The sequence below is a fragment of the Massilia sp. CF038 genome (assembly GCF_900129765.1).
In the GTDB taxonomy this organism is placed as follows: Bacteria; Pseudomonadota; Gammaproteobacteria; order Burkholderiales; family Burkholderiaceae_D; genus Telluria_A.
Genome location: NZ_FQWU01000001.1, coordinates 235,621 through 261,521, shown reverse-complemented (window position 1 = coordinate 261,521; position 25,901 = coordinate 235,621). Strand labels below are relative to the sequence as shown.

Genomic DNA, 25,901 nt, shown 5'->3' with positions numbered 1-25,901 from the left:
TGGGTCCGTTTCAAACAGCGATGGCGACCGGCGCGATGTTTTTGACGAAGCTCTCGTCCACATAGCTGCTGTAAGCGACGGGACGCTTGAGGGTGCCCGCTTCGATTGACAGCTGCATCAGTTCGTCGAATTCAGCGCGGATCATGCGCAGGTCGCCGTAGGTGACGCGGTCGGCCGGATTCTCCATCACGAATTTGAGCACGTTCGGGTCCTGATTGAAGTACTTGCGCCCGGAGGCGATGGCGACTGCGCGTGCCCGATTGGCAGGAGCGGCATCGAGCCAGTTGCCAGCCGCCTGCACGTGATTGACCAGCGCCTGCACCAGCGGCCGATTGGTCTGGATCAGTTCTTCGCGCACCGTCAGCACGCAGCAGATGTAGTTGCGCCACTGGTCGCGCGTCATGGACAGCGCACGCGCGTAGCCGGCGCGCTGGGCGGCCGCGCCAAACGGCTCGCCGGTGCAGTAGGCATCGACTGCCTTGGCATACAGGGCGGCCGGCATGTCCGGCGGCGGCATTTCAATGATCTGAATATCTTTCGGGGTCATGCCTTCGCGCGCCAGCATCTTGCGCAGGAAAAGGAAGTCCACCGCGAAGCGGCTGGGAATGGCCACCCGTTTGCCGCGCAAGTCCTTGAAGCTCTTGTTGGCCGAATCGGTGCGCACCATGATGACTGCGCCCGAACGGTGGCCCAGCGAGACGATTTTCAGGGGAATGCGCTTGTCGCTCAAGTCCATCACCAGGGGCGCCAGCATGTAGGCAGCCTGGATGCGCCCTGTCATGAGCGACTCCTTGATTTCGGGCCAGCCACTGTATTTGCTGTATTCGAATGCCGGGGCCGCACCCGTGCGTGCATTGGCGAGGGCCTTGGCCACGCAGGCGATCGGCAGCGTCAGGTTGCAGGTGACGGGCAAGCCGCCCACGACCAGGGGTTCGCTCTTGCTGTCGGCCAGCGCCAGCGACGGCACGGCCAGCGGCAAGGCGCTGGCAAGCGCGCCTTTCAGGACCTGGCGCCGGCGTTGCAGGATCGGTGGTGTCATCGTGTGGTCAATGGCGTGGATACGTGGACAGGCAAAATGCGCTTCAATTGTACACGCGGCAGTCCCGGTTGGGAGCGTTTCCGCCGCTAGCGGTAGCGGCTTAGAATGCCCTTCACGGTGCCATCGGCCAGCATGGCCTTGATGGCCTTGTCGATCTCGGCAAACGGTGCTTCGGACTGGCGCGAAAACGCGCACTGGGCCGTGAACGAGGCAATCACCAGGTCGGGCCGCAGCTTGAGCGCCGGGTTGATTTTGCGCTGGTACACCATGGTGGCCCGGCCGAGCAGCGTGTGGCGCGCCCCGCCCGCCATCATCTTGCGCAGGTTGTCTTCCATGGTGGCGGATTCGAGGCGCTGAAAGCGCAAGCCCAGCACCTGTTCCACGCGCGGGTAGCGGTAGCCGGTCACGGTGCCCACCGGGCGGTCGCGCAAGTCCAGCAGCGAGCGCACCACGGGCGCGTCCGGCAGCGAGGCGACCAGTTCGGCATCCGGGATGACCGGCTGGCTCCAGAGAAAGTCGCCGTCTATCCAGAACGGGCGCACATAGCAGATGCCGTCGGCCTTGCCCGAGGAAAGCGCCGCGGCGACCTGATCGCCTGCTACACTGACAAACACAGCGCGCCGGCCGATGCGCCGCGCGATCGCGTCGCCCAGGTCCTTGAGCATGCCGCCAGTGAGCTTGTCGTTTTCAAATTGCGCCAGGGGCATGGTCTGATTGCGTGGCGCGATCATGCGCAAATCTCCCTCGGCTGCCATCGCGGCGTATGCGATGTGCAACAATGCAAGGGCGACAAGGAAACGCTTCAGCATGGGCGCATGCTCCGTGGGTTTTGTGCAACTGCATAAATGGTAACACCGAGAAACCACAGCATGACACGTTTTTCGACGTGTAAATTTCTCGGATGAAATACAATACCGATTTCACCGAACTAACACTAGTTGCGAATGAGCTACGTCCTCAAAATCGTTGTTCCGTCGGTTCCACCGTACAACCATGACGCCTATGGTTTTGCGGACAAACTGCTGCGCGATGCAAAAGGACAGGCCCCGGCGCCGCGGTTGATCCAGTTCCACGACGCCATCACCGAGCGCTTCCCTTGCGCCTCCAGCGGTGCCTATCTGATGGACGATAGCGTGCAGTGTCCTTGGGCCCACAACCCCTTGATGGATTGTTTTGCCGGCGAGATTGGCATCATCAGCATCACCTGCCGCAACGTGGAAGTGATTCCCTTCCTGCTGCGCCGCGCCGGGGCCCTGGCCCTGACCGTGATTGACGAGCAGGCAGGCAAGGTGCACCGCCCGGCCACGTTCTGCCTGACGCTCGACAGCATCCAGAAACTGGTCGATCAGGACGCCATGATCGACAAGCTGATGCCGCTGCTCAAGCGCGACCGCGACGAAGTGCTGATCATGCTGGCCACGCCCAAGGCGGTGATCCGGCGCCGCCTGGACCACGTCAGTGCGCAGCGCCTGGCCAAAACGCTGGACCTGATCGGCTGCAATTGCACAGTCGAAAAGGAACTGGCCGAAGATGGCATGACCATCCCGATCAGCGGCCCGGGCGCCCGCGCTGCCCCGATTCCCAGTACCTATCTGTCCCAAAGCGATCCGATTGACGACGAACCGGTACGCCGCGCCTCTTTGCTGAGCCGTTTGTGGGAACGCGTTACCCGCTCCCGCGTTCAGCAGTGGTAACGCCACGCTCCTGAAGGAAAAAGCGCTCCAACTGCTGAGCTGCTTGGTTGTTCAGAACCCCTCCCGTTATAATAAATGCAACAGGAGACAGGCAACCATGAACATCCCACGTCCACCCGGTCCGCGCGACCGTTTTTTTGGCCTCGGCATGCTGCGCAGCATGGCGCGCGACTACCTCGGCTTCTGGGGCCGCGCCCAGCAAACCTATGGCGACAGCCTGTATGTGAGCGTGGCTGGACAGGGCACCTATTCCTTCATGGACCCGGACCTGATCCGCGAATGCCTGGTAGAAAAAGCCGATTCCTTCGTGCGCTACGAACATCATATGAACGTGCTGCGCCAGGTACACGGCGAAAGCGTGCTGATCACGGAAGGCGACACATGGAAAAAGCAGCGCCGCACCCTGCAGCCCGGCTTCAGCCCGAAACGCTACGAAGGGTACGCCCAGCAAATGGCGGACGCAGCCGAAACGGTGCTCGACAAACTGGTCAGTCACCAGGGCCAGGCCTTTGACTTCGAACAGGCCATGAACATGCTGACCATGGACGTGATTTTGCGCACCATGTTCAGTGCCCGCGTGGAACAGGATACGGCAGCCATCGAGCATGCAGTCTGCCTGCTGAGCGAAATTGCCTATGACGACATGTTCTACCCGTTCTCGCTGCCGGACTGGCTGCCCCTGCCCCGTAAAAAGGCCAAGCGGCGCGCCATGCAATTGCTGGACGACTTGATCTGGTCGCACATCCGGCGCCGCCGCGCCAGCGGCGAACAGCACAACGATTTGCTGGGCATGCTGCTGACCGCAGCCGACAACGAAGGTGATGGCAGCCTGCTGTCGGACGAGCAGGTGCGCGACCAGTTGATGACCACCTTTTTGGCAGGCCACGAAACCACGGCCGCCGGCCTGACCTGGGCTGGCTGGGTACTGGCTTCCCACCCCGAGCAGGCATTCAAGGCAGCCGAAGAAGTGGATGCCGTCCTGGAAGGACGCGTACCCACCTTTGCCGACATTGCCCGCCTGCCCTACCTGGGCCAGGTGGTCAAGGAAACGCTGCGCCTGTATTCGCCCGCACCGGGCGTGTTCATGCGCCAGGCTGCGCAGGACGTGCAGATTGGACCGTGGCTGCTGCCCAAAGGTTCGCTCGTCACCTTGCTGTCGAGCCTGGTCCAGCGCGATGCGCGCTGGTTTGCCGACCCGGCCCGCTTCGATCCTGACCGGTTTGCGCCGGACGCGGCGCGCCAGATTCCGCGTGGCGCCTACTTCCCCTTTGGCACCGGCCCGCGCGTGTGTATCGGCATGAGTTTCGCGTCGATGGAAATGACCCTGATCCTGGCCATGCTGCTGCAGCGTTACACCCTGCGTCCGGGTCCGGGCCAGGAACAGCCTGGCATGCGCCTGCAAGTGACCATGCGTCCGGAAGGCGGCCTGCGCCTGATGCTGGCCAAGCGCCCGGCCCGTCCAGCCGGCCCGGCCGCGCCGCCGGCCAGCGCGCCCGGCTGCCCTTATCAGCACGCCTAGGCTGCCAACTTCCTTTCTTGATCCAGGCAAACCATGGCACAATCGCGCCCTCCTTTCCCAGATACCTCTGTCCCCATGCAAGAAGCTCCAATCGTCATCGCCGGTGGCGGCGTCTCCGGCCTGTTCTGTGCCACCCGTCTGGCCGAAGCCGGTCACAAAGTGCTGATCCTGGAAGCCTCGTCCGACCGCTGGGGCGGCCGTATCGAGACCGAGGACATGGATGGTTTCATCGCCGAATACGGCCCGATGCGTTTCGAGCCGACCTTGCAGCCGCGTTTTGCCGCCCTGTGCGCCGAGCTGGGCGTGGGCCTGGTCGATTTTTCCGGTCCCACTGCCGAGACCATCACCGCGCCGGACAGCGAACTGCCGGCCGCCGAACAGGGACTGAATTCGCTGCAATTGCTCAAGCGCGGCATCATGCTGGTGATGGGGCGCGACCCGCACGACCAGGCCTGGATCGATGGCTTGAACGAAGACGACTACATGCGCCTGCGCAAGCACGCGCAGCTGCACGGGCAACCGCTGTGGGCCACCGGCTTCTGGAACGCGCTGTCGGCGCAAGGGGTGCTGAGCCATCGCGCCCTGGTCAAGCTGCGCGATACGGGCACCTTCTATCACATGATCCCGGAGAACCTGAACGCGATCGAATGGATCATCTGGTGGCTGCGCGCGCTCAAAACCGTGGGCCAGAAACTGGCCAGCATCGAAGGCGGCTCGTCCAGGCTGACCGAAGCGCTGATGGCCAAGATCCATGCCCAGCCCAACATCACCCTGGCCGGCGGCCATACGCTGCGCGGTTTCCGCCCTGTGGCGCTGGGCCAGAGCACGCTGGAACTGGATGTGCGCACCAAGAACGGCACCATCAAGCTGCAAGCGTCGCGCCTGATTTTGGCAATGCCGCGCCTGCCACTGAGCAAACTGTCCTCGCATCTGCCGGAACATATTTCCTGCCACTTGGATGCGGTGAATGGTTTCCCCATGCTGAAGATTTTCTTTGTCAGCAATGCGCCGTGGTGGGATTACGATCAGCCGCCGCAGCAGTATGCGAACTGCCTGCCGACGCGCGAAGTGCATTACTTCCGCCGCCCGCAAGACCAGGACCGCGATGGGCACGGCATGATGATGCTGTACATGGACCGCCCGTCGACGGAATTCTGGCGCCACTATCTGAGCGAACCCGACAAGCACGACCGCGCTGAAGTGGACCAGGATGCGCGCATTGTCGATGCCTTTGCCCTGTTTGTGGCGCGCGACATCAAGCGCTCGCTCGAGAGCAACGAAACGCATCTGAAACTGAATGCCCATTCCAAGCTGGTGTTCAGCGAACAGACGCTGGTGGAGGCAAGCGCGTACATCAAGAAATCCATCATCACCTACGGCATTCGCGACTGGGCACGGGCCCCGTATGGCGCCGCCAATCACGGCTGGCAACCGGGCGTGCGTTCATGGAAAGTGATGGATGCCTTCAAGGCCTTCGACTTCGGCTCCGGCGCCAAGAATGTGCACATCGTGGGCGAAGCGTTTTCAGACTATCAGGGCTTTGTTGAAGGCGCGCTGAACAGCTCGGAACTGGCGCTGGCCAGCATCAAGGCGCCAGTCGTGCAAGACATCAGCGCCGAGTAAACAGGCGCCTTCTTTTCACGGCGCGGGTTTGAGCTGGGAAAAGGAAAAGCCGATTTGCTCGAGCGCCCTGGCCGCGCTGTCGAGTCCCGGGAAGACCTGGGGCTCGAGATTTTTTACATCCAGCAGCATGCCGGCATCGCCCTTTGCGCCCAGCAGGCGAATCTGCCATTCGCCCTGACTCATGGGCACGCGCACAAACAGAGCGCTGCTGAGGCGGCCGGCGGAAAAATCGCGCCGGGCTTGTTCCATGGTGCGGTTACATTCAATCATGGATCAGTGGAAGATGCCAATCACCTTGCCGGTGATGGCGGTTTCAGAGACGAAGCCCCAGTAGCGGCTATCGAAACTATTATCCCGATTATCGCCCATCACGAAGTAATGGCCCGGCGGGACGGTGCATTCCAGCAGATTCTCGCCGAATGTGCAGTTTGTTATCGGCTTGAACGCATCGTAATCTGGCGGCGGCACGGCGCGCACGTCGATATCGTCAAGAACCTCGTGCTTGAACTCGCCGATTTTTTCCTGATAGCGTTGATAGCGGCGCATGGTCTTTCCATCGAGGTAGTCACCATTCGCCGGCCCACGCGTTGCGACGCCATTGATATACAGGCGGCGATTGCGATAAGCCACCGCGTCGCCCGGCACGCCGACCACGCGCATGGCAAACATCGCATTTTGCGTGGGCGAGATAAACGCGACATACTCGCCACGCGCGACAGCACGATCTGCGACCCGTACGCCGAAACGCATGCCGTAGACCGACTGCGCGGCGTAACCTTGCTTGGCGATCAGCAGATTATCGCCAGGTTCTGCGGTAGGCGCCATGGATGCAGAGCTGACGCGATAGCCCTCGAACAAAAACAGGCGGAACAGCAGGAATAACAGGGCAATGACAACGCCGATCGTCATCAAGCCATACCAGCGCGCATACCAGGGATGGGGGCGCGGACTGGCGCTGCGGGCAACCCGATAGGCGAGAAAGCTGCATACCACAGCGATCCCCAGTTTTAACAGCAGAAGACCGTCACTGCTGACCGAAGCGGGATACGCGAAACAGAATGCCGCGGCAAGAACCGAAAGCAGCAGAATGATCAAGGCGCCCAAGGGCATGCCGGCGTACACCATGCCGAGCGGACCGGCAATCAGGCCAAGCACCGCGGCGGTAGCAGCGTTAGGTTTCCAGTTCAATCAGATCTTCCTTTTACTTTGCCGGTTGACAGGCTTACTCTGCGCGGCAGAGACCAGTCAGGTATTTCCTTGTTTACGGCCGCAGGTTAGCACATGGACTGTCCTGCATGCCAAAAGGTAAGATGAGCCTGTCTATTTGCCTTCCACATTCTGATGTGCATAAAATGATTCGATTCGTCTTACTTCTCGCCGCGGTCCTTTCAATCCACGCAAAGGCTGCCGCGCCGCTTCAGCCAAGCGATGTGGCAAGAGGTGATTGTGTCGCGGCGCGAATCACAGCCGCAAAACAAGGTATCGCCTTTTTTACGGATCGATGCTCAGCGTCCGACTATTTCATCGGCCTCGGTGGCGTGACCCATACCTTGCAGCGCGTACGCCCGGCCCCGAAAGGACGCGTCGCGTTTGAAGGGCGTTATGAAGGTGACGGTGTGCAGGTAGAGATTGCAGTGCTTGAAAAAGGCGTCGGACAATGCGAAGTATTGACCCAGTCAGAAATGGACTCACTCAATCTTGCTGGTGAACGCAAGGTAGCCGTGCGCGTGAGCCGTGGCGCGGAAACAGTGCGCATCTTGGGCACTTATGATGACTGTCCTTAGCAGACAAGAATTGTTATCACGACTCAATCAACGTCAGTTCCACTGGCGGGATTCTTTTGTCCGGTGACCATTGCTGCGACCAGATTTTCGCGATGCTGCCAGCTGGTGAACACCACCCCGGCCAGGTGCAGGCCGATCAGCACGAGCAAGCTCCAGCCCAACGCCACATGCACGCGTACTGGCCAGGCATAGCCCCACAGCAGATCGGTATTCAACGCCCACCCGCTGACTGCAAGCGCGGCGACGCAACTCCACAGCAGCAGTGCCATCCACCCGCCCAGCGGGTTATGGCCGATATAGCGTGCGGCAGTGTGGCCAAGGACCTGGCGCAGGTACGCCAGCGTCGCCTTCGGGGAACGCACATACGCGGAGACGCGGGCGTAACGGTTGCCGACCATACTCCAGAGCAGACGCACTGCCACCAGGCCCGCAGCGACATAGCCGAAGACTTCATGGTAACCATCAACTTGCGAACGGGTTAGCCAGGCGCCGGCAATGGACACGGCCAGCAGCCAGTGCACGATGCGCACCGGTGCCTGCCAGACCGCAATGGGCTTACTCTTCAACGCGCTCGAAGGTGACCGGGTTGAAGAAGGCTTCAATCCGCTTGCCCTTTGGATCTTTTGCGTACACCTCGTAGCAGGTGGTGGTCGCTTCCATGCGGCGGATGATCCAGCCTTCCTTGACCAGCTTGGCTTCCAGCTCGGTGTGCGGACGCCATTCCGATTTTGGCTTGGTCGTGCATTTCACGTCGCCGTGCGCCCAGGCACTGCTGACCGCGCAGGCCAGAACAAGCGGGACCAGCTTGGCTATCGTCAATCGCATACATGCTCCTTTGTAAAATAGTTAAATCAGGTAATAGCGCAGCGGCGCAACAAGTTATGGTACACGCCCGTCAGGCGTAGCAGGCGCTCGTCCGTTGCGCCCAGCGCAGGCGTCAGGGCCTGGATGGTCTGGTCGAGGTCGAACAACATGGTCCGGTCAGCTTCATTGGCCACCAGCGATTCGATCCAGAAAAATGACGCCAGGCGCGCCCCCCGGGTGACTGGCGTAACCCGGTGCAAACTGGATGCCGGGTACAACACCATATCGCCCGCAGCCAGTTTGACGCACTGGGCGCCAAATGCGGTCTCGATTTCCAGCTCGCCGCCGTCGTAGTCGTCTGGTTCGGACAAAAACACGGTCGCTGCCAGATCGGTGCGCAAGTTCTTGCGGGTGCCGGGCAAGGGCATGACGGCGCTATCGATGTGCAAGCCATACGCGCCGCCATCCTGGTAGCAGTTGAACTTGGGCGGGTAGATTTCGCGCGGCAAGGCCGCTGCAATAAAGGTCGGACGCTGGCTGATGCAGCGCACGATGTGGTTGCCCAGGCTGACGGCAAGCTCGCTCGCATCATCGATCTGCAGATTGCTTTTTACGGCGCGCGCGAGGGTGCCGGCACTGCGGGTGCCGTCTTGCCAGTCGGCGCCATCCAGATGGGCACGAAATTGCCGCACTTCGTCTTTGCTGAGGACTTGTTCGATGGTGATGAGCATGGCGATCGGGGCGTCGTTAAAGGCGTGAATAGTGCGGCTGCAAGCATGCCGCATCGATGTCATCGACCGTGGCGCAACCGGCCATGGCCATGCAGATTTCCAGCTCCTCGCGCAGCAATTTGAGCATGTGTGCAACGCCCAGGGCCCCAGCCACGCTCAGCGCATACATTTGCAGGCGCCCGACCAGAACCGCGTCGGCGCCCAGCGCCAATGCCTTGAAGATATCGGCGCCGCGCCGGATGCCGCCATCGAGCAGCACGGGATAGTTGGGCCCGACGGCGCTGCGGATCGCTGCCAGCATGCTCAGGCTGGACGGGACACTGTCGAGCGTGCGTCCACCGTGGTTGGACACAATCACGCCGTCAATGCCGGCAGCTTGTAGAGCGACCGCATCATCCGGGTGCAGCACGCCCTTGACCCACACCGGCAGATGGGTCTGCGTCAGCAGCCACTCCAGATCCTGCCAGTTGGGCGCAGCCGCCATGGTGCCCTGGAAGATGGGGCTGGCGTCGGGTGCCAGGGGCGGCATTGGCTGCGCCAGCAGAGCCAGGTTGACGGCAACGCAATCGGCCGGCATGCGAAAGCCGGCGCGCAGCGCGCTCAGGCTGGCAACTTGAATCGAAGCATCGAGGGTGACGACTATCGCACCAAAACCGGCCTGTTCTGCCTTGGCCAGCAAGGCGCGGGTCGCGTCGCGGCTGGGCTGCAGGTAGAGCTGGAACCATTTGTGCTGGCCGGCGTTGCGGGCGATGTCCTCCAGCGTGCGCGTGGCCAGCGTGCTGCAGACCATGCAGGTATCGGTCGCGGCTGCGGCGCGCGCCGTGGCGATCTCCGCTGCGTCATGCGCAAGGCGCTGAAATGCCACGGGCGCAAGCAACACAGGATGCGCCAGCGTGACCGCCCCTAGGCTGATCCGGGTGTGTCCGTCGGACACCGGGCGCAGCAGCCGGGGCACGATGGACCACTGGGCAAACGCGGCACGGTTGTCCGCTGCTGTTTCGTCGTGACCGCTGCCGCCAGCCACATAGGCATAGCTGGCCTCGGCCATGTAACGCCGGGCCGCAAGCTCGTAATCCTGCGCGCAACGTATGTCGGCAGGAATGGCGTTCGAAGCTGGTTGTAGCGCGACGTGGTCTGTGCTCATGATCATGAAAAATGCCGGCGGTTAGCCGGCATTGTATCGAACTTCCTGTGCCGTTCCGGGAACGGATCAGATTTCGTAGTTGAGCGTGACGCGCACGGCGCGGGCGTCACCCTTGTACAGGAAGGAACCGGAACGATAGACGGCGGTGAAATAGTCCTTGTTGGTCACGTTCAGGACGTTCATCCGGACATCGAAGCGGCGCGAGAAACGGTAGGCAGCAAAGATGTCACCCACGGTGAACGATGGCACCGGCTGCGAGCACAGCCCTGCTGCGGTAAAGCCGGCAGCGGTATCAGGCTGGCCGCCGCAGCGGTCGCTTTCGTGACGGACGGCCGCGCCGAACGAGAAGGCATCAGTCAACTGATACTTGCCCTGGACCGACAGCGATTGCTCAGCAAAGTTGCTCAGCGGCTTGCCAATGTTGGCCGGCGTGGCCGAAGCCAGTACTTTCGATTTGATCACCGAGGCGCCCATTTGCACCGACAGGCTCTCGGTCACGTTGCCGGACAAGCCAATTTCGATGCCGCGCACGCGATTGCTGCCAGTGTTGAAGGTGCCGATCGTGTCGTAGTTGGCGCCTTCCATCACGTCTTTCTTTTTGGTCTGGAACAGCGCTGCGGTGGCCAGCAGCTTGTCATCCATCAAATTCCATTTGCTGCCCAGCTCCAGATTGACCGAAGTCTCCGGCTTGGCGCCGGCAATCTTGTTCTGGTACAGCACTGCGCCGCCGTAGCCGCTGCTGGTGCCCGAATCGGCTTCACCGCCATTGATGTCCTGGGCCGTTGCTGCGCTGCCGTACACGATCAGTTTTGGCAGCACTTTGTAGCTCAGGCCAAAGTGACCATTGACCAGCGTGTCCTTGTAACCATAGTCACCGGTAATGACGCCCGTTGCCGGGGTGCGGCGGACCAGGGACATGTCAAAATGGTCAGCGCGCAGGCCACCGAACAGCGTGGTGTTCTCGGTCACATCCACGGTATCCATGGCGGTCAGAGCCAGCGCCTTGACTTGCCAATCTTGGTTGTAGGTATTGCGCGCATAGCTGCGGCCCGACAGGTTGGCCAGATTGGCAACCGGAACACCGGCACTGTTGGTGAAGCAGAACGCATTGTTTGCGCCCACGCCGGCCGTGCTCTTGCAGTTGAACGGATTGCCGTTCGCGACAGTGAAGTTACCCGACACAACCTGGTGGTCCGTGTACTCGGCACCGAAAATCATTTCGTGCTTCAGGCCGAACAATTCCTTGTCCCAGCGCAGGTTGCTTTGATGGGCGAAGTACTTCACTTCCTGCCAGCCAGTGTGGCCACCGTCAATGTAGCCGGTGGTGTACGCGGTGCCGGTGGCGCCGTCATAACGGGTGCCAGCGGAGGCGCCCGTGGTCTGGTAGAAATTGTCCGATTTGCCAACGCGGGTCAGGCTGCTCAGCTTGAGCGCAGGCGCGATGGTCCAGTTGACGCGGGCCGTCAGGGTATCGACATCCGAACCCAAGGCATCGTTCGCTTGTGCGTACACAGGCACGTTGGTGGCAGGCACGCGATTCGGCACCGTGCCGGTCAAATAGAAGCCGAGATCCGGCAATTGATCCTTGGTACGCAGACCGTAGTAATCGATGGTGACCGACAGATCCTTGTCGAGCTCATACAGCCCGGACAAAGCGATACCCTTGCGGTTGCGCTCGGACGGCGCGCGGCCTGGCACTTCTTCGTCACCGTACAGCACGTTGGCGCGCAGGGCGAAGTGGTCGCCAAAACCTTTGTTCAAGTCAGCAGTCACGCGCTTCTGGCTGTCGCTGCCGGCACCGATCGATACGCGTTCAAAATCGTGATCGAGGGTGGCTTGCTTGGTGATCGCATTGATGGCGCCGCCGGCGGTACCGCGGCCAGCAAAGCTCGAGTTCGGGCCTTTGGAAATTTCCAGCTGCTCAATGGCAAAGCTTTCGCGGGTGGTCATGCCTGGATCGCGCAAGCCGTCAACGAACACATCGCTGCGTGCCTCCTGGCCGCGAATGATGTAGCGGTCGCCGAAGGCATTGCCGTTTTCGCCAGTGCCGAGCGTGATGCCTGGCTGCGCGCCCAGCACTTGCTTGAGGTCGCTCAGGCCCGAATCGTCGAGCGCAGTGCGCGTCAGCACGGAAATGGTCTGTGGCGTTTCCGCCAGCGGACGGGTGTGGCGGGTATCGGCCGAGGTCTTGGCCTTGTACGGCGCGCCGACTTCGGCATTCGGATTGGACTCAACACGTTTGCCCAGAATCACCACTTCGCCCAGCGTTTTCTCTGGAGCAGCAGCGCCAGCCGTTACCACGACTTCGGACTGCGCCAGCGATGCAAAAGGCATCAACATGATGCCCGAGATGGCCAGTGCGATGGACGTTTTCTTGGCTGAAACCTGCTCTTGGCGAAGGTTTGCTGGCTTGCGTTGCTGGGTCAATTCGTGCTCCTGAAGATGGGAAAATCGCAGATGGCAAAACAGAAAGCCATATTGCTGGTTGCTCAGGATTATATGTGAATCAACAGGTGCATGCAAATAAGAATCGCTATCATTTGCATTCGTAGTTCAGTTTTGTGCGTGGGATTTGCAACACGGCTGCCGAATTTCGGCTATGCTCGCTGCATTTTTGACAAGCTTAACTTTTGATTAGTTTTTGCTTCTGGTCGGGCAAGATGATGCTGCCATCAGCGCGGTAAACGCTGCTGGACTTGCCGAAAAGAGACAGCTCAATGGGAGCTCGTTATAGCGCCGCACGGCCAATGGAACGACCGTGTTCTCGCGCGGCCCTATCGAATCACGATGATTTTGCTGCTGATGATGCGCTCTTGCGCCTTGTTCGCGACCACCGGCTGCTTGAACACGTGCTTTACGTCGGTAAAGTCGAACACATAGTCCATCGTGCCATTGCCAGCCGCGTCGACGACCTGGGTGGCAGCATCGAAACCCTCTTTGATAAACTTGATCGTCTTTTTGGGGAACCATTCGCGCATCTGCCTTTCCTGCGCCTCATGCCCCTTGATGTGCGCAGCCTTGAAATCTGCTTCGCTGGCACCGGCCTTGCTGGCCTCGTAATTGGCCATTGCGAAGCGTTCAATCACGAAGTGCAGCAGCCAGATGCGGAACATGTTGAACGGCAAGTCCTTCATGTCATCGTAATCGACCTGACCGGTGACAAACGAGTCGATGAAATTGGCGTCGTTCTGCGCCACCAGGTTCAGGATCACGGTTTGCGCATCGTTGACGGCGCCCAGAATTTCATTCGAGTAGACCTCGATCGATTTCTTTCCCGGCTCGGCTTCTTTTAGTAAACCGGTCGCGTCCATGTCGAATTTCAGCACCGAGCCTTCGTTAATTTTCGCGAGGAAGTTCTTGCGCTTGGCGTCGTCCAGTCCGGTGATCTGGATCTTGCGCTGGGCAACGTCGGCAGTGGGTCTGCTGGCGACGGGCGGGACCTTCGGCAAGCCCCTGCTGGCAGGCAAAGAAGCTGCTTTGGCGCCCATGACGTCGGCTTCTTGTTCCAGGCCGGCATGATCATTGACGGCAAATCGCCCCACGTGCGCGGTCGCATTGACGCGCCCCTGGCGCTGCTGCACCACGTGCCATGCTTCATGTGGCAAGTGCGCTTCCTGCCCTGGGGCGAGGTGAATGTCACGGCCCCGGGTGAAGGCCAGAGCACGCGCTTGGGCAGGCAGCGGCGAATTGCGATGCACGCGTATATCGCCAAAGTCCATACCCGACATCGATTCGAGCCCCTGGCGCAAAGGATGGGGCATGGCGGTGACCTGCGCGGGAGCCCCCAGGCTGGCCGACACTTCGCGGGCCAGCGAGGCCAGGCGCTGCACAGGCGCAGCCGTCATCTTGCGCTGGATGACACTGCGGCCCGCGCCATGGGTGGGGACTTGGCTGAAATCACGGCCAACGTGCGGCGCCGGCGAGGGCATCAGTGAGACTGGTCCGTTTGCAAGTTGGGTCGAAGGAGTGGACTGTTGCGGCAAGGGCTTGCGGCTCGCGAACATACGCATGATTGATCTCCTCGAAGGGAAAGACTCGGGATCATGGAACGCATGAAATCCGGCATACGCCGGGGCAGATGTTCAGCCAGGCAAGTCCAACTGCGACGTGCGATGGTGATTATTCAGACAGCATACGCACAGTCGTGTCAGGTGTCCACGTTTGCGATGGCGCGCAGGGATTGCATTAAAAAGGGCTAATGGAATCAATAGGCCTTCTTATTATGATGGTGGGCCTCCCGTGAGTCGAACACGGCACCAACGGATTATGAGTCCGCTGCTCTAACCAAGCATGAGCTAGAGGCCCTTGAGGGGTACGGACGCGGCGTCAATGCTCTGCTACGCTGGACCGATTTTCGAGCGGGAATTATACAATAGGCAGGCAGGCGTCAGGCGCTTTCGCTCGGCCGTCGCCAAATCCTATTTCTTGAGGACCACGATCCCGGCCTGGTGTTTGGAGAACATCACGGTAAACATGCCGACCAGGGCGCGCATGCCGGGAATGCGGAACAGCTTGCCCAGCATGCCGCGCTGTTCGCTTCGGTACAAGGCAATGTAAAGATATTGCGCGTGCGGGTGCACGCTGCTGCCGGAGAATCCGACCTTTTTTGCTGCGCGCTTGATCTTGGCCGGATGCATGTCGCGCTCCGTCACATCGAACTCGGCCATGACGGCCGCCGAACGGCGCGCGTGGCCCAGGCCAGGTTCGGACGTGATGCAGATGCCACCGGGCTTCAAGGCCCGATAGGCACTGCGCAGGGCGCTGACCTCATCGACGGCATGATGCAGGCAGTCAAAAAACACCACCACGTCAAATTCTTCGTTGAACGTCAAGGATTCATAATCGCCGCTGACAAAGTCCAGATGCGCAATGCCGTTCTGCTCTTTCAGCCGGCGCCCGGCTTCCACCGCTTCCGGCACCAGGTCCTGCCCCACCACGTGGTAGCCTTTCTTGGCGAACAGGACGCTGGTCCAGCCGGTGCCGCAGCCCATGTCCAATAAGCGCCCACCATTCGGCATCAGCCCCATCATAGCGCCCAATTCCATCAGGTACATGCCGCATTGCTCGTCGGACCAAGGCTTGTGCGTGGCATGCTCAAGACCAGATGAGCCGATGTTCTTGAAGTAGTCGTATTCGCCTTGGGTGGCCATAAATGCCTGATCGGATAGGGATAAAAAAAGGTGTTGCACAAAAAAACTCGCCACCTGGGCAAGGTGGCGAGAGGATATGGCTTCTAACAAGAGCCCGTCAAGGCTTAATTGCCCTCAAGGAAGCTCTTCAGCTTGTCGGAGCGCGATGGGTGGCGCAACTTGCGCAAGGCCTTCGCTTCGATCTGACGAATCCGCTCGCGCGTGACGTCAAACTGCTTGCCCACCTCTTCCAGCGTGTGGTCAGTCGACATTTCGATACCAAAACGCATGCGCAGCACCTTCGCCTCGCGCGGGGTGAGCGAATCGAGCACGTCCTTGACCACGCCACGCATGGAGGCGTGCAAGGCGGCATCCGACGGCGCCAGGGTGTTGTTGTCTTCGATGAAGTCGCCCAGATGGGAATCATCATCGTCGCCAATCGGCGTTTCCATCGAGATCGGCTCTTTCGCGATCTTCATGATTTTCCGGATCTTATCTTCCGGCATTTCCATCTTGATCGCGAGCGTCGCGGGATCCGGCTCGGCGCCGGTTTCCTGCAAGATCTGGCGCGAGATGCGGTTCATTTTGTTGATGGTCTCGATCATGTGCACCGGAATGCGGATGGTGCGCGCCTGGTCGGCGATCGAACGCGTGATGGCCTGGCGAATCCACCACGTTGCATAGGTCGAAAACTTGTAGCCGCGACGGTATTCGAACTTGTCCACGGCCTTCATCAGACCGATATTGCCTTCCTGGATCAGATCGAGGAATTGCAAGCCGCGGTTGGTGTACTTTTTGGCGATCGAAATCACCAGACGCAAGTTTGCCTCGGTCATTTCGCGCTTGGCCTTGCGCGCCTTCATTTCACCGGCCGCCATCTGGCGATTGATGTTGCGCAGGTCTGGCAGCGGCAAGACCACGCGCGCTTGCAGGTCAATCAGGCGCTGCTGCAGTTCTTTGATCGTCGGAATGTTGCGGCCGAGGATGGCGGAGTAAGCGTGGCCGGCATTGACTTCGCCGTCCACCCATTGCAGATTGGTTTCGTTGCCTGGGAATACTTTAATGAAGTGGGCGCGCGGCATGCCGCACTTGTTTACTGCCACGTCCAGAATCTGCTTCTCGATATGGCGCACTTCGTCCACCTGGCCGCGCAGCGTGTCGCACAGCTTTTCAACCACTTTGGCCGTGAAGCGGATGCCCAGCAATTCGTTGGAGATGGCTTCCTGCGCCTTGACGTAGGCTTTGGAGTTGTAGCCATCTTTTTCGAAGGCTTTGCGCATCTTGTCGAACTGCACCGAGATGACTTCGAATTTTTCGAGCGCCTGGTTCTTCAGGGCTTCAAGCTGTTCGGCCGAGAAACCCGCGGCGCCGGAAGCATTGTTTTCTTCTTCCTCGCCCTCTTCGTCCTCGTCGCCTTCTTCTTCGTCTTCATCTTCCTCGGCTGGCGCGGCAACGACTTGCTCTTCGCCTTCGTCCGGATCGACCATGCCGTCGACGATTTCATCGATCTTGATTTCGTCGTTCTGGATGCGGATGGCAGCGGAAATGATCTCGGCAATCGTCACCGGGCAGGCGGAAATCGCCTGGATCATGTCTTTCAGGCCGTCTTCGATGCGCTTGGCGATTTCGATTTCGCCTTCGCGCGTAAGCAGCTCGACCGAGCCCATTTCGCGCATGTACATGCGCACGGGATCGGTGGTGCGGCCAAAGTCGGAGTCAACTGTGGACAAGGCAGCTTCAGCAGCCGCTTCGGCTTCATCGTCGCTGGTAACGGTGGCAACGTTATCGGACAGCAGCAGCGTTTCGGCATCGGGCGCGTGCTCGTAGACGGCAATGCCCATGTCGTTGAAGGTGCCGATGATGCCTTCGATCGCTTCCGGATCGACGATATTTTCTGGCAGGTGATCGTTGATTTCGGCGTAGGTCAGGAAACCGCGCTCTTTACCGAACTTGATCAGGGTTTTCAGCTTCTGACGACGGCGCTCGAGCTCTTCTTCGCTCGCTTCGGTGTCCGAGGAGAACGCGTCTTTCAGCAGGGCTTTTTCTTTCGCCTTGCGGTCCTTGGCCTTGGCCTTGTCGACCGCCTTCAGTTCGGCGCGTTCAACCGCGTTGAGCGCGGCGACTTCGTCGTTCTCTGGCTGGAATTCTTTTGGTTTGCGACCGCGCCGCCCTGGCACTTTGACCGATGGCAGGACGTAGCCGGACGTGTCGATCGCAGCCAAGGTGGCGGCGTCGGTGGTCTGGCTCACGACAGGCGGATTGCTCGCAGCAGTGCGTGCTTCGGCCTTGTCTTGCGCTTTGTCAGCCTTGGCAGACATTTTCGTTGGCTTCTCAGCCACTTGAGATTCGGGTTTCTTGATTGGCACAGGCGCTTTCGATGTCACAACGACTAGCTTCTTGGTGGATTAAGATAAAGTTTTGTTGCCGGCCTTGCGGCCCTACGTCCCCGGAAGCCAAACGGGCCATTCCGGCACTGCTGCACTTTTTACACCTTTACATCACCTTAGCAGGAACGATCCGCGCTGCTGCACACTTGCCGCGACGGCCTGTCCCTGGCCGATTACGGCAATAGTCTACTGCATTGCAACCGCGGTTGGGGGCGAGCGCCGTGAGTGGTTGAGAGGCAACGCGAATGCGTGCCGTCGACCGCGCATCGCGCCGTCGCAACCAAAGCTGGCCCTGGCCGCCGACGCCTTGTTGCCACGCCGATCAAGAGCCTAACTTACTGAAAGAAAAAACAAAACCGAACGACGAAAAAATTAGTTCAAACACAACACTTAGCGTTTTATTATAGCACGCACACATTCTTTTTCCAGTCACGAACGGGCCCCGTGCGGACCCCGTTTTTCGCTGCTAGCGAGGCGTTCGATCTGCCTCATCTTCGCGCAATAAACGGGCCTGCTCCGCGGTGATTTCGCGGTACCGCACACCCATCTGATCTGAGGTCAGTCCGGAAGAAAACAACTGGCTCAACTCCTGTTTAAGTGCGTCTTGTTTGATCTGCCTCACAGCCCCGAACAGCCACATTTTGACGCTATCGAAGTCGGACTCCGGCTCGCAGGCGATCTCGGCAATGAGATCGTCGTATTCCGAGCCACTGGCCTTCAAATGCTGCGACAAAGCAGCGAATCCGCCATTTGGCCCCAAAGCTTGCCCGGCCGCCACCAGCTGCAACAGGCGTTCGGCCGCCTCGGGGCCAAAAAAGTTAAAGGCAGCCAAAGCCGACTCGTCCAGCTCCAGGCTGAGTGGCGGATGGGCCACCAGATGACGCAAAATCTGCAATTCCAGTCCCACCGGCTCCGGCCGCCCCTGGCGCGGCGGCGCCTTGCGTGCGACCGCCACTGGCTTGGCAAGTTCAAACAAGCCTTCAATTTCAGCGGGCGTCGATTCGGTCATGCTGGCCAGGCCGCGCACGATTTGCAGGCGCAAGGAGGTTGGGGTCATGGCTTGCAACAATGGCTTGGCGTCGAACTGGACACGCGCGCGCCCTTCCGGCGTCGACAGGTCATGCTCGCCAGACACTTCACGCAACAGGAATTGCGACAGCGGCATGGCTTCGTGAATCTCTTGCTCGAAGGCTTCAGCGCCAAACTCGCGCACAAAGCTGTCCGGATCATGTTCCGTTGGCAAGAACAGGAATTTGATGGTCTTGTTGTCCGTCACTTGCGGCAAGCAGGCTTCCAGCGCGCGGCGCGCGGCTTTGCGGCCAGCGCGGTCGCCGTCGAAACTGAAAATGACCGTATCGGTCTGGCGCAGCAGTTTTTGCACATGGGTACTGGTGCATGCCGTGCCCAAGGTCGCAACAGCTTGCGGAAAACCGAGCTGGGCAAGTGCGACCACGTCCATATAGCCTTCCGTGACCAGCACATAGCCGCTGTCGCGGATAGCCTGGCGCGCCTCGAACAAGCCGTACAGTTCATAGCCCTTCTGGAACAAGGGCGTTTCCGGCGAGTTCAGGTACTTCGGTTCGCCCTGGTCGAGCACGCGTCCGCCAAAGCCGATGACCTGGCCTTTCGTATTGCGAATCGGGAACATGATGCGTTCGCGGAAACGGTCGTAGCGCTTTTTGTTGCCGCCGTCCTCGTCCACCTTGTCAATCACCAAGCCTGATTCCACCAATGCCAGTGCATCGTAGTCGGGAAACACGGAGCGCAAATTGTCCCAGCCGGCCGGGGCATAGCCCATGCCGAACCGCGCCGCCACTTCGCCGGTCAGACCGCGGTTTTTCAGATAGGTAATTGCATTGGTGGCGCCACGCAACTGGCCGCGATAAAACTCGCAGGCCGCGGTCATGGCGTCGGACAGGGCCAGCGCCTGGGCCTGGTTCTGGGCACGCTGCAGCGGGGGAATCTTGTCATCCGAATCGGGGACCACCATTCCCACGTTCTGGGCCAGGTCCTTGACGGCATCGACGAACCCCATGCCTGAATATTCGATCAGGAAACCAATGGAGGTGCCGTGCGCGCCGCAGCCGAAGCAATGGTAAAACTGCTTGGTCGGGCTGACCGTGAAGCTGGGGGATTTCTCGCTGTGGAAGGGGCACAAGCCCATGTAATTGGCGCCGCCCTTTTTCAGCTGGACGTACTTGCCGACCACGTCAACGATGTCGACCCGGTTCAATAAATCGGTAATGAAGGTTTGTGGAATCACGTTGGACGAACAGTCTTTATCTCAGGCCAGACTATACCGCAGGGGCGCAATATCGGTGGGGGAAACGAGGTCGTCCTCGCGGAGGCGCTGGCGCGTACGCCAGCCCTGTGCCACGCATGCGCAACTATTTGCAGGCGTGCTATGGGTCCCCGCCTGCGCGAGGACGATGTTTAGGCGGATAACGCTTTTTTGATCAGGGCCGACACGGCGCCCATGTCGGTGCCCTTCGGCATTTTTGGCTTGAGGATGGCCATGACCTTTCCCATGTCCTGAGGACCGGCAGCACCCGAGGCGGCCACGGCGGCGGCCACTTCCGCGGCAATCTGCTCTTCCGACAGGCCGGCAGGCATGTAAGCGTTCAGCACCACCAGCTCGGCTTTTTCGATGTCGGCCAGATCCTGGCGGCCACCAGCTTCAAACTGGCTGATCGAATCCTTGCGCTGCTTGATCATCTTTTCGACGATGGCCAGAGCTTGCTCGTCAGTCACATCAATGCGCTCGTCGACTTCCTTGCGCTTGATTTCAGCGATGATCAGGCGGATCGTGCCCAGCTTGCCCGCTTCTTTCGCGCGCATGGCGTTTTTCATGTCTTCGGTGATTTGTTCTTTTAAGCCCATGGCATCCTCACGTTGGTAGGTATAAATAGCAAAACCCGCTGCGGTAAACCGGAGCGGGTCTGCGACTGGCGTTCAATACGGACCCGGACTGGCTGGTCGCCGTCACCGGATCAGTTTCGACTAAACAGTCTTAGAATAATTTCTTAGGCAGTTGCTGGCTGCGGATGCGCTTGTAGTGGCGCTTCACGGCAGCTGCCAGCTTGCGCTTGCGCTCAGCCGTTGGCTTTTCGTAGAACTCGCGTGCGCGCAGTTCGGTCAGGAGACCCGTTTTTTCGATAGTGCGCTTGAAGCGACGCATTGCGACTTCGAACGGCTCGTTTTCTTTAAGGCGAATAGTGGTCATGTAAAAAAATTAAACCGTTAGATTTAGGGAAGAACGAGATAATAGCACCGTTTGGCAAGCAAGGGAAGCTTTTCGGCATCCTGTTTCGTCATCGCCACAGGGTTTGCCTGCTTATACAGATTGCCCACAAGCAACGGCGGACGCCCACGCCCACTGGAAGTTATACCCACCCAGCCAGCCCGTCACATCGACCGCTTCCCCAATAAAGTACAGGCCAGGCACCTTGGTGGCCATCATGGTTTGCTGGGAAAGTTCACGCGTATCGATGCCACCCAGGGTCACTTCCGCCTTGCGGTAGCCCTCCGATCCGGTCGGGACAATGGCCCAGCGATTGACCGCGTCGCCCAGCTTGCGCAACTTGGCATCGGGCATATCGGCCAGGCGGGCATCCGCTGCCAGTCCGTTGGTAGCCAGCAGGCATTCGGCCAGGCGCGCTGGCAACCACTGCGACAGCACATTGCCCAATTGCTTCTTGAGCGTGGCTTTGCCTTCGATCAATTCCTGCGCCACATCCATTTCCGGCAGCAAGTTGATGATGATCGGGGTACCGGGCTGCCAGTAGCTGGAAATTTGCAGGATGGCGGGGCCGGACAGGCCACGGTGTGTGAATAGCAAGTCTTCACGGAAATGGCCGCGCTTGTTGCCCTTGCCTTTATTGGTGCCGGTCTCGACTTCCACTTCCAGCGCAATCCCGGCCAGGGGGGCAAACGGTTCCCAGCTGGGGCCATCAAAGGTCAGAGGCACCAGGCCAGGGCGGGTTTGGACCAGGCGCAGGCCGAATTCCGTGGCAATGCTGTAGCCAAAGTCAGTCGCGCCGATCTTGGGAATCGACAAGCCGCCAGTGGCAATGACCACGCTGGCGCACTCGATGTCGCCGCTGTCGGTGGAAATGAAAAAGGCGTCGTCCAGCTTTTCCAGCGATTCGACCTTGCACGGCATGCGCCAGGTCACGTCGCCGGCAGCGCACTCAGCCTTGAGCATCTGGATGATCTGTTCGGCGGAATCATTGCAGAACAGCTGGCCGCGATGCTTTTCGTGGTAGGCAATGCGGTGCTTCTTGACCAGGGCAATAAAGTCGTGCGGGGTGTAGCGCGACAGCGCACTTTTGCAGAAATGCGGATTGTCGGACAGGAAATTGGCCGGCCCGGCATTGATGTTGGTGAAATTGCAGCGCCCGCCGCCGGAAATGCGGATTTTTTCCGCCAGCTTCTCGGCATGGTCGATCAGCACCACGCGCTTGCCACGCTGGGCCGCCACCGCCGCGCACATCATGCCGGCCGCGCCCGCGCCGATTACCGCTACATCAAACTGTTTTGCCATGGCTGTTGCCGATTTCCGCTAATCACTAAAGACGTGATTGTAAACTGCGGACGGCTTGGCGGGCAGGTTTCAGGCTTGAATCCGCTGGGCGGTGCTGTCCATGCCCACACCGGCCAGGCTGTCCGGGGTGGCGCAACGCACGACGTCGCCCACGACAATAATGCTTGGGCTGCCCAGGCCTGAAATGGCCAGATCTTCGGACAGCGCGTCGAGCGTGGTCAGCAGCTGGGTTTGCCCCACGCCTGTGGCGGACTGAATCACGGCAACCGGTGTACTGCCGGCCTTGCCGCCGGCCAGCAATGCCGCTTGAATCTGGCGGCAGCGCGCCACCCCCATGTAAATCACCAGGGTCAGCCCGGTCTGCGCCAGCAAGGCCCAGTCCGGCGTGCGGGCGCTGCCAGCGTCGTCGCCGCGCTCGTGCCCGGTAACGAAGATGGCGCCCGAGCTCCAGTCGCGATGCGTGAGCGGCACGCCAATGGCCGCAGGCGCAGCCAGACCGCTGCTGATGCCGTTCACCACCTCGACCGCGATGCCTTCGGCCATGGGGTGGGCACGCTCCTCGCCGCCGCGGCCAAAAATGAAGGGATCCCCACCCTTGAGCCGGACCACGCAGTTGCCGGCGCGCGCCTCGGCCACCATCAGCTTTTCGATGAAAGCCTGGGAGGTGGAGCGGCAGCCGCCCCGCTTGCCGACCGGGACCACGCGCGCCGCTGGCGCTGCATGCGCCAGAACAGCCGGATTGACCAGATCGTCCACCAGCACCACATCGGCACTGGCAATGGCTTTGACTGCCTTGAGCGTCAGCAGTTCAGGATCGCCGGGCCCTGCCCCGACCAGAATGACTTTACCCTTGCTCTCCATGCCGCGCCCCTGTGTTTGCCCCTAATGCCTTTGAAACTAGCAAACACTGTGCCACTTGCTCGGCAATGGCCCGCGGCACCGGCACCTCGCCCCGCAGAGCCCGGGCGATCCAGTTAGCGGTGGTGGCGGCATCCCTGCCCTCCGGCAGTTCGGCCAGCTCATCGCTTGGTGCATCGCGCTGCACCAGCAAGGTGCGTTGCCCCTGATGGAACCAGTCAATCTGCTGGGCGCGGTTGGCATTGGCCACGGTTTCGCCTTCGGTGCCGCGCATCAGGAAAGCATCGCCGCGCGCGGCCGGCGCGGCCGTCTGGAAATAGGCGCCCAGGGTTTCCAGGTACTCCGGGTGCGTGTACGACACCAGGCGCAAGGCCGGCACCTCGAAGGGCTGCAGAATCTTGACCAGCGTGTGGGTCGAGCTGCGCACGCCCAGGATGCGGCGCAGTGCCAGCAAGTGCGCCATCTTCGGTGCCAGGGTTTCGATTGCCATAAAGCAGGGTTCGGCACGGCCAAACGCAGCCACGGCATCGTCTGGCGTGTGCGACGGGGCAATGCCCATGGCGCTGAAAATTTCGGCCGTGGTCACGCGGCCCGGATCGTTCAGCACGCCATGCACCAGGACCGGCACGCCTTCGCGCGCTAACAGCAGCGCCAGCAGGGGCGTCAGGTTGGCCATCTTGCGCGAGCCGTTGTAGCTAGGAATGCTCACTGGCGCATACGCGCCACTGCCGCCAGGCAGGAGCCGGAACGATTCTTCGGCGGCATCCATGAAGCCCCCCAGCTCGTCGACCGACTCGCCCTTGATGCGCATGGCCAGCAGGATGGCTCCAAGTTCCAGGTCCGAAACCGTGCCGTCCAGCATGGCCCGGTACAAGTCGCGGGCGTCGGGCCGCGGCAGGTCGCGCGCGCCTTTCTTGCCACGGCCAATGTTCTTGATGATGTTTGCTGCAAGGAAGGGAGCTTGAGAAGTAGTCATAGGAAAGACGCTACCACAAAAATTGCCATCGACCTGACCGTGCCGAGGTGCATGTTTTGAAAACTAAATGAATCCGGTGCCAGATTCGCCACGTATATCAGCCTGTACACATCGGTGTCACAACCCAAAAACAGGAGATCGAAATGAAACAACTGAGATTGCGTGCAACCGTGGGCGCACTACTGGCAGGCAACCTGCTGGCCTGCATGTTTGCACCGGCGGCCATGGCGTCGAGCCACCGCGAAGCGCCTTTCATCACCAAGCATCCCAAGATTGATGCCACCGACTTCTATATGTTCCGCAGCTATCAGGCTGGCCGCAGCGACTTCACCACCATCATCGCCAACTATGTGCCACTGCAGGATGCTTACGGCGGACCAAACTATTTCATGATGGATCCGGAAGCGCTTTACGAAATCCACATCGACAACAATGGCGATGCGAAAGAAGACCTGACCTTCCAGTTCCGCTTCAAGAATACCAACAAGGATACCCAGCTGACCGTGGGCGGCAAGAAAGTGTCGATCCCGCTGGTCATTAACGGGGGCGCAATTGCCGAAGCCAATGCGGGTGGCGCCAATGTGCGCGAAACCTTCACCGTCAACGTGGTCCGCGGCGACCGCCGCACCGGCACGCGCACGGCCATCACCAATGCCACCGGTGGCAGCGCCACGTTCGACAAGCCACTCGACAACATCGGCACCAAGTCGATCCCGAACTACGAAGCCTACGCTGCCAAGCACATTTACAGCGTGAACATTCCCGGCTGCGCCACGCCGGCACGCTTGTTTGTCGGTCAGCGCAAGGACCCGTTCGTCGTCAACCTGGGCGAGACCTTTGACCTGATCAACATCAAAGCGCCCGCCGTCGAGTTCAGCCCGACTGCCGAAAGCGATGCCAAGGATGATCTGGCGCGCAAGAACGTAACCACCTTGAGCATGGAAGTGCCCACCGCCTGCTTGCTCAGCACCACCGTCAGCGACCCCGTCATTGGCGGCTGGACCACGGCCAGCATGCGCCAGGGCCGTCTGCTCAATCCGGTGCCCAAGTCGGACGCCGATGCATCGCGTGAAGGCGGCGCATGGACCCAGGTGTCGCGTCTGGGTATGCCACTGGTCAATGAGGTGGTGATCGGACTGAAGGACAAGGACAAGTTCAACCACAGCAAGCCATCGGCCGATGCGCAGTTCGCGGACTATGTCACCAATCCTACCTTGCCTGCGCTGGTCGAAATTCTGTATGGCAGCGCTGGTGCCAAGGCGCCGACCAACTTCCCGCGCAACGATCTGGTGGCCGCCTTCCTGACCGGCGTAACCGGCGTGAACAAGCCGTTGACGGTCACCCCGGCAGAAATGCTGCGCCTGAACACCTCGCTCCCGGTGACGGCATCGGGCGCCCAGAAACGCCTTGGCGTGATCGATGGCGACACTGCCGGTTTCCCGAACGGCCGCCGCCCCGGTGACGACGTGGTCGATATCGCGCTGCGCGTGGTCATGGGCAAGCTGTGCACCCTGAGTATCGGCTGCGTCCCCGGCGACGCACCGGCCGGCGCACTGCGCTTTACCGACGGCGCCTTCCTCGACGAAACGATGATCAACAACAGCTTCCCGTATCTGAAGTCGCCAATTCCTGGCTCGCCGCAGATGTAATGGCCCGCCACACTACTTTGA

General features: G+C 60.4%; 23 protein-coding genes and 1 tRNA gene. 5 read left to right on the top strand and 19 right to left on the bottom strand.

What is annotated here, in order from left to right; all coding sequences use genetic code 11:
* Nucleotides 1-10: 10 nt before the first annotated feature.
* The gene (locus BUC24_RS01180) at nucleotides 11-1,039 is read right to left on the bottom strand and encodes an ABC transporter substrate-binding protein (protein WP_073212258.1); all 1,029 of its coding nucleotides are present in this window, start codon (nucleotides 1,037-1,039) and stop codon (nucleotides 11-13) included.
* Nucleotides 1,040-1,125: 86 nt separating this feature from the next.
* A complete protein-coding gene (locus BUC24_RS01175; protein WP_229447942.1) occupies nucleotides 1,126-1,770 on the bottom strand; it encodes a substrate-binding periplasmic protein in 645 nt (214 codons plus the stop codon).
* Nucleotides 1,771-1,983: 213 nt separating this feature from the next.
* Between BUC24_RS01175 and BUC24_RS01170 the strand changes: the two genes are divergently transcribed.
* From BUC24_RS01170 to BUC24_RS01160, 3 genes are all read left to right on the top strand, one after another.
* Nucleotides 1,984-2,733 carry a hypothetical protein gene (locus BUC24_RS01170; RefSeq protein WP_073212256.1) on the top strand — a complete coding sequence of 250 codons (750 nt, stop codon included), beginning with the start codon at nucleotides 1,984-1,986 and terminating at the stop codon, nucleotides 2,731-2,733.
* A gap of 97 nt (nucleotides 2,734-2,830) precedes the next feature.
* Nucleotides 2,831-4,252, top strand: a complete 1,422-nt coding sequence (locus BUC24_RS01165) for a cytochrome P450 (RefSeq protein WP_083598627.1) — start codon at nucleotides 2,831-2,833, stop codon at nucleotides 4,250-4,252.
* 75 nt (nucleotides 4,253-4,327) lie between these two features.
* Entirely contained in the window at nucleotides 4,328-5,875 is a 1,548-nt protein-coding gene (locus tag BUC24_RS01160) for a flavin monoamine oxidase family protein (protein WP_073212254.1), read from the top strand.
* Nucleotides 5,876-5,890: 15 nt separating this feature from the next.
* Here BUC24_RS01160 and BUC24_RS01155 read toward each other — a convergent pair whose 3' ends face one another.
* Nucleotides 5,891-6,145, bottom strand: coding sequence for a hypothetical protein (locus BUC24_RS01155; protein ID WP_073212253.1), 255 nt, complete (start codon nucleotides 6,143-6,145; stop codon nucleotides 5,891-5,893).
* 3 nt (nucleotides 6,146-6,148) lie between these two features.
* Nucleotides 6,149-7,030: a signal peptidase I gene (gene lepB, locus BUC24_RS01150; RefSeq protein ID WP_073212252.1), complete on the bottom strand. Its 882-nt coding sequence runs from the start codon at nucleotides 7,028-7,030 to the stop codon at nucleotides 6,149-6,151.
* A gap of 140 nt (nucleotides 7,031-7,170) precedes the next feature.
* Between lepB and BUC24_RS26515 the strand changes: the two genes are divergently transcribed.
* The gene (locus tag BUC24_RS26515; RefSeq protein ID WP_143167354.1) at nucleotides 7,171-7,659 is read left to right on the top strand and encodes a hypothetical protein; all 489 of its coding nucleotides are present in this window, start codon (nucleotides 7,171-7,173) and stop codon (nucleotides 7,657-7,659) included.
* A gap of 23 nt (nucleotides 7,660-7,682) precedes the next feature.
* On the opposite strand, the gene BUC24_RS01145 is transcribed toward BUC24_RS26515, so the two are convergent.
* From BUC24_RS01145 to ybiB, 15 genes are all read right to left on the bottom strand, one after another.
* Nucleotides 7,683-8,225 carry a cytochrome b/b6 domain-containing protein gene (locus tag BUC24_RS01145; protein ID WP_229447941.1) on the bottom strand — a complete coding sequence of 181 codons (543 nt, stop codon included), beginning with the start codon at nucleotides 8,223-8,225 and terminating at the stop codon, nucleotides 7,683-7,685.
* Complete coding sequence (locus tag BUC24_RS01140; protein ID WP_073212251.1) at nucleotides 8,215-8,484, bottom strand: PepSY domain-containing protein; 270 nt, start codon at nucleotides 8,482-8,484, stop codon at nucleotides 8,215-8,217. The genes BUC24_RS01145 and BUC24_RS01140 overlap by 11 nt, the downstream gene beginning before the upstream one ends.
* A 26-nt stretch (nucleotides 8,485-8,510) precedes the next feature.
* Complete coding sequence (locus BUC24_RS01135; RefSeq protein WP_073214605.1) at nucleotides 8,511-9,194, bottom strand: Fe2+-dependent dioxygenase; 684 nt, start codon at nucleotides 9,192-9,194, stop codon at nucleotides 8,511-8,513.
* A gap of 16 nt (nucleotides 9,195-9,210) precedes the next feature.
* Nucleotides 9,211-10,344 (bottom strand): alpha-hydroxy acid oxidase, encoded by a 1,134-nt coding sequence (locus BUC24_RS01130; RefSeq protein WP_229447939.1) that lies wholly within the window; start codon nucleotides 10,342-10,344, stop codon nucleotides 9,211-9,213.
* 60 nt (nucleotides 10,345-10,404) lie between these two features.
* On the bottom strand, nucleotides 10,405-12,678 hold the full coding sequence (locus BUC24_RS01125) for a TonB-dependent receptor (RefSeq protein WP_083598815.1): 2,274 nt from the start codon (nucleotides 12,676-12,678) through the stop codon (nucleotides 10,405-10,407).
* Nucleotides 12,679-13,112: 434 nt separating this feature from the next.
* A complete protein-coding gene (locus BUC24_RS01120; RefSeq protein WP_143167353.1) occupies nucleotides 13,113-14,348 on the bottom strand; it encodes an eCIS core domain-containing protein in 1,236 nt (411 codons plus the stop codon).
* Between the two features lie 216 nt (nucleotides 14,349-14,564).
* Nucleotides 14,565-14,643 (bottom strand) — tRNA-Ile (locus BUC24_RS01115).
* A 113-nt stretch (nucleotides 14,644-14,756) separates the two neighbouring features.
* A complete protein-coding gene (locus tag BUC24_RS01110; RefSeq protein WP_073212248.1) occupies nucleotides 14,757-15,488 on the bottom strand; it encodes a class I SAM-dependent methyltransferase in 732 nt (243 codons plus the stop codon).
* A 104-nt stretch (nucleotides 15,489-15,592) separates the two neighbouring features.
* Complete coding sequence (gene rpoD / locus BUC24_RS01105; protein WP_073212247.1) at nucleotides 15,593-17,785, bottom strand: RNA polymerase sigma factor RpoD; 2,193 nt, start codon at nucleotides 17,783-17,785, stop codon at nucleotides 15,593-15,595.
* A 535-nt stretch (nucleotides 17,786-18,320) separates the two neighbouring features.
* Nucleotides 18,321-20,117 carry a DNA primase gene (gene dnaG, locus BUC24_RS01100; protein ID WP_073212246.1) on the bottom strand — a complete coding sequence of 599 codons (1,797 nt, stop codon included), beginning with the start codon at nucleotides 20,115-20,117 and terminating at the stop codon, nucleotides 18,321-18,323.
* 170 nt (nucleotides 20,118-20,287) lie between these two features.
* On the bottom strand, nucleotides 20,288-20,734 hold the full coding sequence (locus BUC24_RS01095) for a GatB/YqeY domain-containing protein (RefSeq protein ID WP_073212245.1): 447 nt from the start codon (nucleotides 20,732-20,734) through the stop codon (nucleotides 20,288-20,290).
* 130 nt (nucleotides 20,735-20,864) lie between these two features.
* A complete protein-coding gene (gene rpsU, locus BUC24_RS01090; RefSeq protein WP_008451879.1) occupies nucleotides 20,865-21,077 on the bottom strand; it encodes a 30S ribosomal protein S21 in 213 nt (70 codons plus the stop codon).
* Between the two features lie 111 nt (nucleotides 21,078-21,188).
* Nucleotides 21,189-22,397: a BaiN/RdsA family NAD(P)/FAD-dependent oxidoreductase gene (locus BUC24_RS01085; protein ID WP_073212244.1), complete on the bottom strand. Its 1,209-nt coding sequence runs from the start codon at nucleotides 22,395-22,397 to the stop codon at nucleotides 21,189-21,191.
* Between the two features lie 69 nt (nucleotides 22,398-22,466).
* Nucleotides 22,467-23,258 carry a uroporphyrinogen-III C-methyltransferase gene (gene cobA, locus BUC24_RS01080; RefSeq protein ID WP_073212243.1) on the bottom strand — a complete coding sequence of 264 codons (792 nt, stop codon included), beginning with the start codon at nucleotides 23,256-23,258 and terminating at the stop codon, nucleotides 22,467-22,469.
* Nucleotides 23,242-24,231, bottom strand: a complete 990-nt coding sequence (ybiB, locus tag BUC24_RS01075; RefSeq protein WP_073212242.1) for a DNA-binding protein YbiB — start codon at nucleotides 24,229-24,231, stop codon at nucleotides 23,242-23,244. Before ybiB ends, cobA begins: the two co-directional genes overlap by 17 nt.
* A 143-nt stretch (nucleotides 24,232-24,374) precedes the next feature.
* On the opposite strand from ybiB, the gene BUC24_RS01070 reads away from it, so the two are divergent.
* On the top strand, nucleotides 24,375-25,880 hold the full coding sequence (locus tag BUC24_RS01070) for a DUF4331 domain-containing protein (RefSeq protein WP_218606474.1): 1,506 nt from the start codon (nucleotides 24,375-24,377) through the stop codon (nucleotides 25,878-25,880).
* Nucleotides 25,881-25,901: the final 21 nt, after the last annotated feature.

Bases quoted from the DNA above. Each gene is read 5' to 3' on its own strand.
- BUC24_RS01170 (WP_073212256.1), top strand. From the start codon at position 1,984: ATGAGCTACGTCCTCAAAATCGTTGTTCCGTCGGTTCCACCGTACAAC.
- BUC24_RS01095 (WP_073212245.1), bottom strand. From the start codon at position 20,734: ATGGGCTTAAAAGAACAAATCACCGAAGACATGAAAAACGCCATGCGC.
- BUC24_RS01120 (WP_143167353.1), bottom strand. From the start codon at position 14,348: ATGCGTATGTTCGCGAGCCGCAAGCCCTTGCCGCAACAGTCCACTCCT.
- BUC24_RS01125 (WP_083598815.1), bottom strand. From the start codon at position 12,678: ATGTTGATGCCTTTTGCATCGCTGGCGCAGTCCGAAGTCGTGGTAACG.
- BUC24_RS01130 (WP_229447939.1), bottom strand. From the start codon at position 10,344: ATGATCATGAGCACAGACCACGTCGCGCTACAACCAGCTTCGAACGCC.
- BUC24_RS01160 (WP_073212254.1), top strand. From the start codon at position 4,328: ATGCAAGAAGCTCCAATCGTCATCGCCGGTGGCGGCGTCTCCGGCCTG.
- BUC24_RS01135 (WP_073214605.1), bottom strand. From the start codon at position 9,194: ATGCTCATCACCATCGAACAAGTCCTCAGCAAAGACGAAGTGCGGCAA.
- BUC24_RS01165 (WP_083598627.1), top strand. From the start codon at position 2,831: ATGAACATCCCACGTCCACCCGGTCCGCGCGACCGTTTTTTTGGCCTC.
- BUC24_RS01175 (WP_229447942.1), bottom strand. From the start codon at position 1,770: ATGATCGCGCCACGCAATCAGACCATGCCCCTGGCGCAATTTGAAAAC.
- BUC24_RS01110 (WP_073212248.1), bottom strand. From the start codon at position 15,488: ATGGCCACCCAAGGCGAATACGACTACTTCAAGAACATCGGCTCATCT.
- rpoD (WP_073212247.1), bottom strand. From the start codon at position 17,785: ATGTCTGCCAAGGCTGACAAAGCGCAAGACAAGGCCGAAGCACGCACT.
- BUC24_RS01180 (WP_073212258.1), bottom strand. From the start codon at position 1,039: ATGACACCACCGATCCTGCAACGCCGGCGCCAGGTCCTGAAAGGCGCG.
- rpsU (WP_008451879.1), bottom strand. From the start codon at position 21,077: ATGACCACTATTCGCCTTAAAGAAAACGAGCCGTTCGAAGTCGCAATG.
- BUC24_RS01085 (WP_073212244.1), bottom strand. From the start codon at position 22,397: ATGGCAAAACAGTTTGATGTAGCGGTAATCGGCGCGGGCGCGGCCGGC.
- ybiB (WP_073212242.1), bottom strand. From the start codon at position 24,231: ATGACTACTTCTCAAGCTCCCTTCCTTGCAGCAAACATCATCAAGAAC.
- cobA (WP_073212243.1), bottom strand. From the start codon at position 23,258: ATGGAGAGCAAGGGTAAAGTCATTCTGGTCGGGGCAGGGCCCGGCGAT.
- BUC24_RS01155 (WP_073212253.1), bottom strand. From the start codon at position 6,145: ATGATTGAATGTAACCGCACCATGGAACAAGCCCGGCGCGATTTTTCC.
- BUC24_RS01140 (WP_073212251.1), bottom strand. From the start codon at position 8,484: ATGCGATTGACGATAGCCAAGCTGGTCCCGCTTGTTCTGGCCTGCGCG.
- BUC24_RS26515 (WP_143167354.1), top strand. From the start codon at position 7,171: ATGCCAAAAGGTAAGATGAGCCTGTCTATTTGCCTTCCACATTCTGAT.
- BUC24_RS01070 (WP_218606474.1), top strand. From the start codon at position 24,375: ATGAAACAACTGAGATTGCGTGCAACCGTGGGCGCACTACTGGCAGGC.